Origin of the sequence: Aeribacillus composti (genome assembly GCF_007827555.1) — a bacterium.
Lineage (GTDB): Bacteria > Bacillota > Bacilli > Bacillales > Aeribacillaceae > Aeribacillus > Aeribacillus composti.
Genome location: NZ_VISS01000020.1, coordinates 38,488 through 51,962, shown reverse-complemented (window position 1 = coordinate 51,962; position 13,475 = coordinate 38,488). Strand labels below are relative to the sequence as shown.

Annotated in this window: 15 protein-coding genes; 3 read left to right on the top strand and 12 right to left on the bottom strand. The window is 39.5% G+C overall.

Going from position 1 to position 13,475, the window contains the following annotated elements:
- Window positions 1-233: 233 nt before the first annotated feature.
- The 3 genes from parC to FB379_RS11560 form a co-directional block, all read right to left on the bottom strand.
- Window positions 234-2,663, bottom strand: coding sequence for a DNA topoisomerase IV subunit A (parC, locus tag FB379_RS11570; protein WP_066248567.1), 2,430 nt, complete (start codon window positions 2,661-2,663; stop codon window positions 234-236).
- Between the two features lie 25 nt (window positions 2,664-2,688).
- Entirely contained in the window at window positions 2,689-4,611 is a 1,923-nt protein-coding gene (parE, locus tag FB379_RS11565; RefSeq protein WP_094246508.1) for a DNA topoisomerase IV subunit B, read from the bottom strand.
- Window positions 4,612-4,805: 194 nt separating this feature from the next.
- Window positions 4,806-5,213, bottom strand: coding sequence for a CoA-binding protein (locus FB379_RS11560; RefSeq protein ID WP_063387680.1), 408 nt, complete (start codon window positions 5,211-5,213; stop codon window positions 4,806-4,808).
- Window positions 5,214-5,368: 155 nt separating this feature from the next.
- Here FB379_RS11560 and plsY point away from each other — a divergent pair, with 155 nt between their 5' ends.
- Window positions 5,369-5,965, top strand: a complete 597-nt coding sequence (gene plsY / locus FB379_RS11555; protein WP_063387681.1) for a glycerol-3-phosphate 1-O-acyltransferase PlsY — start codon at window positions 5,369-5,371, stop codon at window positions 5,963-5,965.
- 19 nt (window positions 5,966-5,984) lie between these two features.
- Here plsY and FB379_RS11550 read toward each other — a convergent pair whose 3' ends face one another.
- The 3 genes from FB379_RS11550 to FB379_RS11540 form a co-directional block, all read right to left on the bottom strand.
- A complete protein-coding gene (locus FB379_RS11550; RefSeq protein WP_144598041.1) occupies window positions 5,985-6,728 on the bottom strand; it encodes an exonuclease domain-containing protein in 744 nt (247 codons plus the stop codon).
- A complete protein-coding gene (locus FB379_RS11545; RefSeq protein ID WP_063387683.1) occupies window positions 6,725-7,702 on the bottom strand; it encodes a DUF294 nucleotidyltransferase-like domain-containing protein in 978 nt (325 codons plus the stop codon). Before FB379_RS11545 ends, FB379_RS11550 begins: the two co-directional genes overlap by 4 nt.
- Before the next feature lie 66 nt (window positions 7,703-7,768).
- Entirely contained in the window at window positions 7,769-9,034 is a 1,266-nt protein-coding gene (locus tag FB379_RS11540) for an ammonium transporter (protein WP_066248561.1), read from the bottom strand.
- Between the two features lie 224 nt (window positions 9,035-9,258).
- On the opposite strand from FB379_RS11540, the gene FB379_RS11535 reads away from it, so the two are divergent.
- Window positions 9,259-10,413 carry a CapA family protein gene (locus FB379_RS11535; RefSeq protein ID WP_158640190.1) on the top strand — a complete coding sequence of 385 codons (1,155 nt, stop codon included), beginning with the start codon at window positions 9,259-9,261 and terminating at the stop codon, window positions 10,411-10,413.
- Between the two features lie 72 nt (window positions 10,414-10,485).
- Window positions 10,486-10,776, top strand: coding sequence for a HesB/YadR/YfhF family protein (locus FB379_RS11530; protein WP_063387686.1), 291 nt, complete (start codon window positions 10,486-10,488; stop codon window positions 10,774-10,776).
- Between the two features lie 186 nt (window positions 10,777-10,962).
- Here the strand turns inward: FB379_RS11530 and FB379_RS11525 are convergent, their stop codons facing one another.
- From FB379_RS11525 to FB379_RS11500, 6 genes are all read right to left on the bottom strand, one after another.
- Window positions 10,963-11,271 (bottom strand): hypothetical protein, encoded by a 309-nt coding sequence (locus FB379_RS11525; RefSeq protein ID WP_144598039.1) that lies wholly within the window; start codon window positions 11,269-11,271, stop codon window positions 10,963-10,965.
- A 3-nt stretch (window positions 11,272-11,274) separates the two neighbouring features.
- Window positions 11,275-11,700: an acyl-CoA thioesterase gene (locus tag FB379_RS11520; protein ID WP_144598038.1), complete on the bottom strand. Its 426-nt coding sequence runs from the start codon at window positions 11,698-11,700 to the stop codon at window positions 11,275-11,277.
- Window positions 11,701-11,974: 274 nt separating this feature from the next.
- Window positions 11,975-12,196, bottom strand: coding sequence for a small acid-soluble spore protein Tlp (gene tlp / locus FB379_RS11515; protein ID WP_063387689.1), 222 nt, complete (start codon window positions 12,194-12,196; stop codon window positions 11,975-11,977).
- Window positions 12,197-12,358: 162 nt separating this feature from the next.
- Window positions 12,359-12,502 (bottom strand): acid-soluble spore protein N, encoded by a 144-nt coding sequence (locus tag FB379_RS11510; RefSeq protein ID WP_063387690.1) that lies wholly within the window; start codon window positions 12,500-12,502, stop codon window positions 12,359-12,361.
- 73 nt (window positions 12,503-12,575) lie between these two features.
- Window positions 12,576-12,716 carry an FbpB family small basic protein gene (locus tag FB379_RS11505; RefSeq protein WP_082829475.1) on the bottom strand — a complete coding sequence of 47 codons (141 nt, stop codon included), beginning with the start codon at window positions 12,714-12,716 and terminating at the stop codon, window positions 12,576-12,578.
- 204 nt (window positions 12,717-12,920) lie between these two features.
- Entirely contained in the window at window positions 12,921-13,430 is a 510-nt protein-coding gene (locus tag FB379_RS11500; protein WP_144598037.1) for a redoxin domain-containing protein, read from the bottom strand.
- Between the last annotated feature and the right edge of the window lie 45 nt (window positions 13,431-13,475).

Genomic DNA, 13,475 nt, shown 5'->3' with positions numbered 1-13,475 from the left:
GAAGAGAATGAAAATTCGGATTTTTCTCATCAATCCCATTGAAAGCGCAAATAAATGGCATTTAGATTATGCATTTCAAACAACGTTTAGAAATGTGTCCGAATAATATGTCTGATCGAGACCAAGGGGTTTTCTTTCAGAATTTGCTCCTAAACCGCCAATGAAGCAAAATATCACTGTATTAGAGTGAAAAACCCCTATCCTCACTAAATCCGGATAGGGGTGATCATTTTTTATGCTTCCGTTTCCAGCCAGCTATCAGCGACTTCTCCTGCCTCCTCTTTATCTATGTAAAAGGAACCGTTGCTGTATCGATCAGTCACCTTCACATTGGAAAGAGGCACTATTTCCCTGATACCTTTCTCCGTTTCCAATACCAAATTCTCATTTCCGTTGACGAGTAAGATGGCCGCTGTCCGATGCGGGTTTGTTTTCAGCTCTCTGTACAGCATTGATCCTCTTCTGGCTCGTTGTGTTCGTTCGATTTCCCCGATATTGATCATTTTCACAGCGCCTCTGTGCGTGACAATGGCGAGCTTTTGATCGTTAACATGTTTCTCAGCAAACACAAGTCCAGAAACGACTGCATCGCCTTCCTTTAATTGGATGCCTTTGACTCCTGCTGCACGGGAGCCGACAATATTCACTTCTTCTTCGTGAAATAAAAGACCGTATCCAAAACGGGTGGATAACAAAATCAATCCTGTTCCATCAGTTATATGAACCGCAACCACTTCATCGTCGTCTTTTAAATTGATCGCAACAAGCGGCTTGGAGTATCGCTGAGCTTTATATTGGCGAATTTCCGTTTTCTTCACCATGCCTTTTTTCGTAACAAACAAGAAAAATTTCTCGTCGTCAAAACTTTTTAAAGGAATGCCTTGTACAATCCGTTCATCTTGATCAATCGGAATGGTCCTTGAAATATGCTGTCCAATATCCTTCCAGCGAATATCCGGAAGCTCGTGAACAGGACAATATAAATAATTTCCTTTGTTTGTGAATAAGAGAAGAACATCTGTTGTGTTCATTTCATACTGGCATAGCAGTCGATCCGAATCCTTCATGCCGAAATCTTTTCCGTTTGATGCTGTATACGACCGCAAGCTCGTACGTTTCACATAGCCGTCTTTTGTCACAGTAACAATTGTATCCTCGCTTGCGATGAGGGATTCCATATTGATAGTAATGGATTCAATTTCCGCCTCAATCTTCGTCCGCCGCTCATCGGCAAATGTTTTTTTCAATTGTTTTAATTCGGATTGAATGACTTTGGAAAGCTTTTTTTCATCCTCCAAAATGCTTGTTAACCCCTTGATTTTTTTCTCAAGCTCTTCTTCTTCCGCTTTCAACGCAGTAATATCAGTGTTTGTCAGACGGTACAGCTGCAACGAGACAATCGCCTCTGCCTGCGGTTCAGTAAATGCAAATTCACTAATTAAATTATCTTTCGCATCCCGTTTATCTTTTGAAGCACGAATAACAGCGATCACTTCATCCAAGATGGATAGAGCTTTGATTAATCCCTTTACGACATGCTCCCTTTCTTGAGCTTTTTGGAGCTCAAAAGTCGATCGGTTAATCACGACTTCCTTTCGGTGTTCGATGTAAGCATCCAACAATTCAGGCAGGCTTAATAATTTCGGATGCCGACGGTGAATTGCAACCATATTAAAGTTATATGGAACTTGCAAATCTGTGTTTTTATATAAGTAATTTAAAACTCCTTCAGCATCGGCATCTTTTTTCAGTTCGATGACGATGCGAAGACCTGTCCGGTCCGTTTCATCGCGCACCTCGGCGATTCCGTCCACTTTTCTTTCGTACTTAAGGTCATCTATTTTTTTTACTAAATTTGCTTTATTGACCTCATACGGAATTTCTGTAATGACAATTTGCTCTTTTCCGCCTCGGATTTTTTCAATTTCCGCTTTGCCGCGAACAACAATTTTTCCTTTTCCTGTTTTATATGCTTTTTTAATCTCGTCGATTCCTTGAATGATTCCTCCAGTCGGGAAATCAGGGCCTTTTAACACTTCCATTAATTCCTCAACTGTGCAATCCGGATGATTCATTCGCATAATCACAGCATCAATGACTTCGCCGAGATTATGCGGAGGAATATCAGTTGCATAGCCGGCTGAAATCCCTGTTGAACCATTGACAAGCAAGTTTGGGAACATCGCCGGGAGAACGACGGGTTCTTTCGTTGTATCATCAAAATTCGGTACAAACTCGACTGTATTTTTCTCAATATCTTTTAAAAGCTCGGAAGCAAGTTTGGACAGCCGTGCTTCCGTATAACGCATGGCGGCAGGAGGATCGCCGTCAAGGCTTCCGTTGTTTCCGTGCATTTCCACTAAAACATTGCGAACCTTCCACTCCTGGCTCATCCGAACCATCGCTTCATATACAGAAGAATCTCCATGCGGATGGAAGTTCCCGATAACATTCCCGACTGTTTTGGCCGCTTTTCGAAATCCTTTATCATGCGTATTTCCGTCCATCAGCATCGCGTATAAAATTCTCCGCTGCACCGGCTTCAGCCCGTCGCGAACATCCGGAAGCGCGCGGTCTTGAATAATGTATTTGCTGTACCGTCCAAAACGGTCGCCCAGCACATCTTCAAGGGGTAAATCGACATAACGTTGTTGAGCTTCCATGCTGCTCCTCCTCTAGCACATTGTTTTAAATTTCGAACATGTTGTCATTTTCGTCAATACCAAAAGACACATTTTTTTCGATCCATTGTCGACGCGGTTCAACCTTGTCACCCATTAAGGTTGTCACTCTTCTTTCCGCTCTTGCTGCATCATCAATCCGGACGCGGATGAGAGTGCGTGTTTCAGGATTCATCGTCGTCTCCCATAGCTGCGGCGCATTCATTTCTCCAAGCCCTTTGTATCGTTGGATTGTGTAGCCTTTGCCGACCTTCTTAATGGCAGCGGACAGCTCCTTCTCATTCCATGCGTATTCGATGACTTCGGATTTGCCGCTGCCTTTGCTTACTTTATATAAAGGCGGAAGCGCAATATAGACTTTCCCTGCCTGAATGAGCGGCTTCATATATCGATAGAAGAAAGTCAATAAAAGCACTTGGATGTGGGCGCCATCCGTATCAGCATCCGTCATAATGATCACTTTGTCGTAGTTGCAATCTTCAATGTTAAAATCAGCACCGACGCCAGCTCCGATTGCATGAATAATTGTATTGATTTCTTCGTTTTTAAAAATATCCTGCAGCTTCGCCTTCTCCGTATTGATCACTTTTCCGCGCAGAGGCAGAACAGCCTGAAATCTTCTATCCCGACCTTGTTTCGCTGATCCTCCCGCAGAATCCCCCTCTACAAGAAACAATTCATTTTTCTTTGGATTCCGTGATTGAGCAGGCGTAAGCTTTCCGCTTAAAGACATTTCAGATTTTTTTCGTTTTTTTCCTGATCTTGCTTCTTCGCGCGCTTTTCTTGCCGCCTCTCTTGCTTCTTGCGCTTTTATCGCCTTTTTAATCAGGAGGGTGCTGATCTCCGCATTCTCTTCTAAAAAATAAGATAATTTTTCCGAAATGACTGTGTCAACAGCAGATCTCGCCTCTGTTGTACCGAGTTTTCCTTTCGTTTGCCCTTCAAACTGCAAAAGTCCTTCAGGGATTCGGACGGAGATAATTGCCGATAGCCCTTCACGAATATCTGTTCCTTCCAAGTTTTTGTCTTTCTCTTTTAATAAACCGGTCTTTCGTGCGTATTCATTAAACACTCTTGTCATGGCAGTTTTGGCGCCTGCTTCATGTGTGCCGCCGTCTTTTGTTCTCACATGGTTGACAAACGACAAAATGTTTTCGCTGTAGCCGTCATTAAATTGGAAAGAAAATTCGACTTCAATCCCTTGCTGCTCACCTTCGAAAAAGACAACAGGATGAAGAGTTTCTTTTCCTTCATTTAAATATGCGACAAATGATTCGATCCCATTTTCATAACAATAAGATTCTTGAACATTGTTCCGTTCATCAATCAAATCAATTGTTAATCCTTTTAGGAGGAATGCAGACTCCCGCAATCGTTCACTCAATATGTCAAATTGAAAAGTCGTAGTGCTGAAGATGAGAGGATCTGGTTTAAAATGGACTGTCGTACCGGTTTCTTTTGTTTCTCCTATCTTTTCTAATGTCGTAACGGGTTTCCCGCCCTTTTCGAACCTTTGCTTGTAAATAAATCCGTCCCGTTTAATCGTCACTTCAAGCCACTCAGATAAAGCATTGACGACTGAAGCGCCTACTCCGTGCAATCCGCCGCTTGTTTTGTAACCGCCTTGCCCGAATTTTCCTCCTGCATGAAGCACGGTTAAAATTACTTCCGGAGTCGGCTTACCAAGCTTATGCATGCCAGTCGGCATTCCTCTTCCTTTATCAGCAACAGAAATGCTTTCATCTTTATGTATTTTGACAATGATATGGTCTCCGAAGCCTGCTAATGCTTCATCTACAGAATTGTCAACAATTTCATATACAAGATGATGCAATCCTCTAGCATCCGTGCTGCCGATATACATCCCCGGCCGCTTCCTTACTGCTTCCAATCCTTCCAATACTTGAATCGCATCGTCATTGTATTCCATTATCTTTGCTTTTCCCACAAACAAATAACTCCTTTCAAAAAACAAGAACAGATGTTTGTAAACTGTATTTTACATGGTTTCCCTGCGTTTGGCAATCTTACACGGCAACGTATATTATTGTATTACTCAAATGTCGTATGTTTCAAACCTTTCTTCAAAAAAAGAACCCATCAAGATGATGGGGGAAACATTTGTTATTTTGTTAACGCATGCGCCACTTTTATACACATATCCATGATAACGGGATAACCTTTTTCTTTTAATAATTGATAAGCTTCCTCGTTAACGCAGCCTAATTGAGCCCAAAAAACATCGGCATCAATTTCTAAAAATTCTTTCGCAACATCTAATAAATGCTCAGAACGTCTAAAAACGTTTACAATATCCACATGTCCTTCAATTTCTTTTAAGGATGAGACCGCTTTGACACCCAAGGCTTCATCGATCATCGGATTGACAGGAATAATCTCATACCCCGCATTTTGCATCGCTTGTGAAACTTGGTAAGATTCTCTTTCAGGATTGTTGGACAAGCCGACAACAGCGATTCGTTTGCTTTTTTTTAAAATATCACGGATTTCGTCTAGACTTGGATTTTGCATGAAAATTTGTTCACTCCTTCCAATGTTTCTTTTATTATAACTGTAAAAGCGTCGAACACCAAAGTTTTAAAACGGCTTTTATCAACAAAATATAGTCCTGATCGAATCAATTGTGTACAATAATAATAGAATCATGAATATAAAGGAGTTTCATTATGTCTTTTCTATTAATCTTAGTCCTTATCTTAGCTTATTTAATTGGTTCCATCCCCTTTGGACTTATCGTTGGCAAAATTGGATACGGCATTGATATTCGCGAACATGGCAGCGGAAATTTAGGTGCAACCAACACTTTTCGAGTGCTTGGAAAAAAAGCCGGGCTGTTTGTTACGGTTGCAGACATTTTAAAAGGAACTCTCGCAGCTAGCCTCCCCGTATTGCTTAGTGGCGACCTTCACCAAGCATGGACGCTCATTGCAGGAATGGTGGCTGCTGTAGGACATATGTATCCAATTTTCGCAGGCTTTCGGGGCGGAAAAGCCGTGGCGACAAGCGGAGGGGTGCTGCTTTTTTATAGCCCATTACTCTTTTTATCTATGCTTGCTGTATTTTTTCTTGTTTTATATGTATCAAAATATGTTTCTTTATCCTCTATGGTTACAGCACTGTATACGTTAGTTTATACCATTTTTACCGGTGATGCGGCTTTAATGATCATTGTCGCGATCCTCGCAACCTTTGTTTTCTATCGGCACAGAGCCAATATTAAAAGGATCATAAATAAAACAGAGCCAAAAGTGAAATGGCTGTAAAATAGAAAGGAGCGGGAACTCATCTTCTCGCTCCTTGTTTTAATAGTGATAGTTTGATAAACACATCCATCAACGTTTTATAGCCTGATTCAACAAACATTTTTACATATTCACACCAGATCGCGGCTGTCATTTTTGCATCTTCTAAGGCGTGATGACGCTTTTGGACCGGGATGGAAAAAAACCGGCAGCATTCATCTAAACTTACGGCAATTTGTTCTCGCTGAACGAGCTGGAACAGCATGGCTGTATCCACAATCCGATGTTTAAATGGAATGCGGAAATGCTCCTTATTAGCTTCTGTAAGAAAATTTTTTTCATGATTGGCATGATGGGCGACAAGCGTCCGATTTTCTGCAAATTGATAAAAACGAATCAATACTTCCGATATAGGGGGAGCAGCTCTTACGTCTTCTTCAACAATTCCTGTCAATTTCTTTACGTCAACGGGAATTTCCCCTTCATACTGAACAAAAGAGTAAAATGTATGCTTTTCTTCAATCTGCATGCCGTGAACTTTAACTGCTCCAATCGAAAGAATTTGATCCCCTTTTTCCGGAAAAAAACCTGTTGTTTCCAAATCAAGCACAACAACGTCCAGCTCCTGAAGAGGAGTTGACAAGCTTTCCTCCCGCTTTAAGTCTTGTTCCATTTTCCGCAAAAACGCTGCATGCTGAAGATTTGTTTCAAGACCTGTAAATGCTGAAGATTGCATTTTCCCCTGAAATTGCTTCATCAAGTGAAAAAAAGATGGAAGTTTCATGGATTAACGCCCTTTTCAATGATGGATTTCGTTTCATTCATCAATTTTTTTCCGCCTAAAATGATTTTTTTTAGCCTTCCTTTTTCTTCTTTTGATAAATCCTTTAAAGAGAGGTAATGAACTTCATCATATGTGTTCGCTTTTAATGAATTTTTAAAATGAATCGTTACTAATTCTTGAAAATATGTGTGATATGGAGATAATACATGACGAAAATACTCCTGCTTCATCAGAAGCTGAAACCTCGACAGCGTAGACGTATCCAACAATCGTTCTTTGATCGCCAATAAGCGGACAGAATTAATGTAAGGCAATAACCCGGCCTGTTTTAAATCAATAGCGCCTGAATGAGGGCCGTATGTTTCAGGAAGCAGCTGATGAAAAATACCCACCCCTTTTTTGACATGCATTGTGTTGTTTAACAATCGACCGAGAAAATCAGGATTATATTGAATATATTGGAAAATTTGGTTTTTCAGTCGATGAATCGATTCGGATTGTCCGATGATCATACGCGCATCAAAAAAGATTAATAAATAGCGGATAGAATCAAATGTTTCATCCTGTAGCCATTTATTGATCTGCTTGCTCCAGCTTTGTTCCGATCGGCACCATAAAGAAGTTGAACACATGACATTTCCTTCGCAGTAAGGATAACCGATGACGTTCAAGCCGAATGAAACTTCTTTTCCAAGCAGCAAAAAGTAGTCGAGAGCTTCTTTCTCATTGGAATGAAAAATGAGTCCGTGGTCTTGATCGCTTATTTTCGCCTGCTCGCCTCTTCCGCCGCTTCCGACTAAAAACCAAGTAAATTCACAAGGCGCAGGGCCGTATTTCTTTTTTACAATCTCGAAAGAAAGATGGAAGGATTGTTTCATAACCTGATCGTGTATACTGTTTAATTCCGTCACTGTTTTCGCTTTTTGCAAATGGCTGTTGCGCCATTCCTTCAATTGTTTGTAAGGATTCCCCATGTGTATAAAAATCCCCTTTTTTATAAATAAGCGTACAGATGATACATCATCCATACGCTCTTGCGGTTAGCTTCCAAGCTTTTGTTCATTAGATTCAAATGCTTCCGGATACCCATAAACTCCGTGCTCGCTTAAGTCCAAACCGATCATTTCTTCTTCTTCTGTCACCCGCAAACCATTGAGCAATTTTTTCATCACAGCTAAGATGACGAATGAAACAACAAAGGCGTATAAACCTGAAGTAAACACTCCCAATGCTTGAATGCCGAGCTGCGTAAAGCCTCCGCCGTAAAACAATCCAGGGTTACCAATAGTTGCTAATTCAGGGGTTGCAAAAAATCCAGTTGATAAAGTGCCCCAAACACCAGCTACTCCGTGAACAGACAAACAATAAATCGGATCATCAATTTTAACTTTATCAAAAAACTTCATACTAAAATATACAAGAATTCCAGCTATTAGTCCGATTACGACAGCAGCCCATGTGTCGACAAATGCACAAGATGCGGTAATGGCGACCAATCCTGCAAGCGCTCCGTTTAACATTGTCGGTATATCAGCTTTTCCGCCAGCGATCCATGAAATGATCAAGGCGCTTACGGCTCCTGCTCCGGCAGCTAAATTCGTGTTCAAAGCAACAAATCCAAAAAATCCATCCTCAACTGTAATCGTGCTTCCTGCATTGAAACCGAACCAGCCAACCCATAAAATAAGTACGCCTAGAGCTGTATAAACTTGGTTATGTCCATAAATATTATTAACAGAACCATCTTTGTTATATTTACCGATCCGAGGCTTCAACAAGATCGTTGCAGCCAAAGCTGCCATTGCACCTGTCAAATGAACAACGGTAGAACCTGCAAAATCTTGTTTTCCATGTTCCGACAGCCATCCTCCGCCCCAAATCCAATGAGCAACAACTGGATAAACAAGTGCGGTAAACAATACAGAAAAAATTAAATAAACTGAAAGTTTCGCCCGTTCCGCAAATCCAGCAAAGGCAATGGCGAGAGAAACTCCGGCAAAGGCTAACTGGAATACAAAAAAGACGGATGTTGAAAGAGATAATCCATCTATTTCATATCCTGAATAAAAAAAGTCAGACATTCCTACAAAAAAGTTGCCGTTCTTCCCAAAAATAAATCCATAGCCGACTGCCCAGAAAACAATGGAGGCAATTCCGAATGTAAAAACAGTTTTTCCGGCAATATGTCCGGCATTTTTCATTCGTGTAGAACCCGCTTCGAGCAATATAAATCCTGCTTGCATAAAGATGACCAAAATAGCTCCCAGCATCACCCATAAACTGTTCATTAACGTTAATGAGTCCATAGCACAACCTCCCATGTAATTATTTCTTCTTAATTATGTTATAAAAAATAACATAAGAAGTATATCTCTATTTTTACACCCGTTTTATTTTAATGTCAATTCATTTTCCATAATTTTTCGAAAAAGTATGTTAGGAAATCTAACATACAAACAAAATTAGACAATAGTTTATTTTTTCCGACAAAACGTTTATGATAGTAAAAACAGTATTTAAGGAGGGTTTTATGAGAAAGGTTTTCTTAATTTTCGCAATTATTTGTTTGATGCTTTTTTCAGGATGCGGCAGCAAAGGTCAGGCAAATGAGCAAAACGCGGTAAAAAAAGAAAATGTGGATGATTCGCCACAATCTATACAAGCTGCTCCCAAAAAAGTGGAGCCGACCGAATCGCTCGTCACTGTTTCTGCAATAGGTGATGTTCTCATACATAGCCAGCTTTTTAAAGATGCGAGAACCGGGAGCGAATCATACAATTTTAAGCCAATGTTTGCAACAGTAAAACCTTTGCTCTCAAAAAGCGACTTAGCCATCGCCAACCAAGAATCGATCATTGGGGGAACAGAACTTGGAATCTCCAGTTATCCGTTGTTTAACAGCCCGTTCGAAGTGGCAGATGCGCTAAAAGATGCTGGCATTGATCTCGTCTCAACAGCAAACAATCATAGTTTAGATAAAGGAGAAAAAGGTATTTTAAATGCGATTCAGCATTATGAACAAATCGGGCTACCGTATGTAGGGAGCTTTAAAAACGAAGCGGACGCCAATACATGGAGAATTCAACAGGTCAACGGGGTGAAAATCGGCTTTCTTTCGTATACATATGGGACAAACGGTATTCCAGTTCCGAAAAATAAACCCTATTTAGTAAACCTTATAGATGAAGAAAAAATGAAAAGGGATTTAGACACACTAAATGGACAAGTTGATGTAACTATTGTTAACATGCACTGGGGAGAAGAATATCAATCCTTTCCAAGCGACGCTCAAAAACAATGGGCACAGCTGCTAGTCGATCATGGAGCGGACATAATCATCGGTCACCATCCTCATGTATTGCAGCCGATCGAATGGCTGGAAGGAAAAAATGGAAACAAGAGTATCGTTGTGTATTCGTTAGGCAACTTCTTGTCTGGCCAAAAGGGAGATGGAAAAGACATCGGAGGGATTTTTTCGATTGATGTAATTAAGCGGACTGATGCTAACGGTACGACACTGACTTTGAAAAATCCGCGTTTACTCCCTACCTACGTTACCAAAAATAAAAATCATCATTACTATGTTGAATTGCTGGACCGAATCGACAAAAACGCCTATGAAAAAGTGATGAAGCATATGCATCAATGGTTGGAAACGAAAGAAGTGACGAACTCTATCCAGTAGAGTTTATTCATGGAAAGAAAGCTTTTCATGTAATATAATGTAAACAGGAAGCTGATATTAGGAGTGACAAAAATGAAACTGAATATTACCGATGATGCAGCAAAATGGTACAAGGAAGAATTGGAGTTAAACGAGGGAGATGCAGTCCGCTTCTTTGTCCGATATGGCGGATGCGGCCATGTGCAAAGCGGATTTTCCCTTGGAATTGCAAAAGAAGCACCAAATCAAATCGGAATAAAAGCCGAAAAACTAGGGGTCACATTTTATGTTGAACATGATGATTTATGGTATTTCGACAATCATGACGTGACCATTCAATTGGATGAAAAAATTCATGAACCTGTTGTTCGTCTTATAAATTAGCAAATCGATTGAAAGTATGCTATAGGTCGAAAAACAAGTCTTTGTCAAAGAGCTGTTCTAGTAGACGAAGCATGCTATAGTCAGTAAAGAAACCCAACCGCAAATTTAATTTGCCGATTGGGTTTCTTGTTTCATCTCATCATTTTTTACTCAAATCTGACTTCCACAAAATGCCCGTCAAATCTTTTATTTTTTCAGCAATTTAAATCTTCTTAAATGATCGGTTAGCTGATATTTTTGCAGGATTTCTACTTGTTTTTCCCCCAGCAGGTCAAAATGCGGAAAATCTTTATGATGATGGATCCACTCCATTTTCAAACCGTTCTTATTTCCCCATTCTATTAAATGCTTTATATTGCTGCATCCAACCTTTGTTACAGAATGATAATCCGGAAACCGTTCATCATACCAATAATGCGTTAAAAAGGCGATTTCCCCTTTCCGCACTTTTTTCTTCCACTCAGCAAGCTCCTCTTTCTTGATTCCAAAGGCCAATCTTTATCTCTCCTCTTTCATCGCTTTTACATATGCTTCGTGCCATTCAGGATATAATTTCTTAAATACAACTGGGCGAAACGTTTCTTTTTTTACGCAAACATGGCTGGAAAAACCTTTTGCTGCCAATTCGCCTTGAGAATTGAAAATTTCGTACCCATATACCGTTTTAATTCCGTTATATTTCTCAATCCACGTATGTATTATTGCCTTTTCACCGTATGTAATCGGTTTTTTATATTCGATTTGAATATCCACGACAGGGGAAATTATTCCGTCTTTCTCCATCGCTGCATACGAAAAGCCAAGATCTTGGATCAGCTTCGTCCGTCCAACTTCCATCCATATAATATAATTGGCATGGTACACGACACCCATTTGATCGGTTTCCGCATAACGAACTTCTATTTCTTTTGATGAAACAAACATAAGCTTCTCTCTCCCTTGCAAAAAATGAAATCGATCGAAAAAGCCTGCATCAGCGGCTGTGATACAGGCTTTCTATTTTAGGCCATTTCAACTTTCTTCCTTAAACTTTTTTGCGGAGTCTGTTTTTTATTCAAGCCGGTCAAACAAAGTTTGTCCCATTGTTGGCCGTTCATCAAATGAATCCAGAAGGCAAAAATTTTCAATGAACAATTTTATTATAACATTTCCATTTGCAATCGAAAACTAAAATGGAATAATCAACCTAAATTGAAAGCTAGGAGTTTCGTTCACGAGCTTCATCTTTAATTTCTTGTCGCATCGCCTCAATGCTTTCTTCTCTGCGGCGATTTTTTGCCTCAATCTGTTCACGCTCTCTGTCGTTGGCAAACTCTAATGTTTCTTCTGCTCTTTCGATGTTTTCAATCGTATTTTGTACCATTTCCTGCAATTTTTCAACATTGTCGGAACGGTCATCACGATTTGTTCGATTTTGCATCAAATATTCTCCTTTCTGGGAAAAATTGTTTTATCGCCATTTCAAATATAGTTTGTGCATTTGATGTTAAATTATGAAACGAACCTTTTTCCTCAATGAAAAGGAGAAAAATGATGTAACCATAATTATATTATGTAAATTAAAAGGCGGTGGACATATGTCCTACTCGCCTTTTGTCTGAATCACTTGAGGATGCTCATTCGTCTTATTTTGCATTTTTTTCCCTTTGTTTCCACCGAATCCTCTCGGTTTTGTTCCGATATGATTCGGATTAAAATGAGACTGGATATCATTTGAATTTGTCATAAAACAATCGCCTCCTGCTTTTATTGTTTACCAATAAAGCAGAAAACATGCTGTCAAACACGACTGTTTGCTATCAGCTCGATTTTTCCAATTGCCGTTTTTCCAGCCTTTTTTCAAGTCTTTCTTCAATTTCATTCAATGCTTCACGGTCTTTTAGCAAGTTTTGCTTATTTTCCAACACAAGCTGTTTAAACGAAATTTTCGTTTTTTTCATTTTTTATCCCTCACTTCTTTTCTCTGTTACTTTTATTGTACAAAATATTCCGACACTTTCCCGTTGAAAATTTGAATGTTTAATGACAATATAACCAATAATGCAAAATTTCATACGTTTCAAAAAAACTCTTCTTTTGCAAAAAGAAAAAATCGGCAAAGTCAGCCGATTCTTTTTGATTCCCGAAAGGAAATCAGCGTCTTTTTATTTCAGGTTTAGTTTTTCTTTTATCGTTTTTTCATTTAATTCTCCCACTACTTTATCTTGTATGACTCCATTTTCATCAAGAAAAAATGACGTCGGATATGTAAGAATTTTATATCCACTGTTCATTTTATTTTTTGGATCAAGTAATATCGGAAACGTAAATCCAGCCTGTTGAACAAAATTTTCAACATCTTTTGCACTTTTCTCACTGGCAGTAAAGTTAACCGCGACAATTGTTACTTCATCTTGATGCTTTTCATATATTTTTTGCATGATCGGCATTTCTTTTTTACATGGCGGACACCAAGTGGCCCAAAAGTTTAAAAGTATTTTTTTTCCATGAAAATCAGAAAGCGATTTCTTTTCTCCATCCAAAGTCGTTACTTCAAAATTCGGAGCTTTGTTTCCTATTTCTAAACCGACTGTTTCCTTCTGGGAATTGATCCATTGCCATACTGCAATCGCTGCTAATACGATTAATAAAAAAACAGCAAGCTTTTGTTTCATAAACGATAACACCTCTGATTCAATACGATAGCATTACGAAAAGAT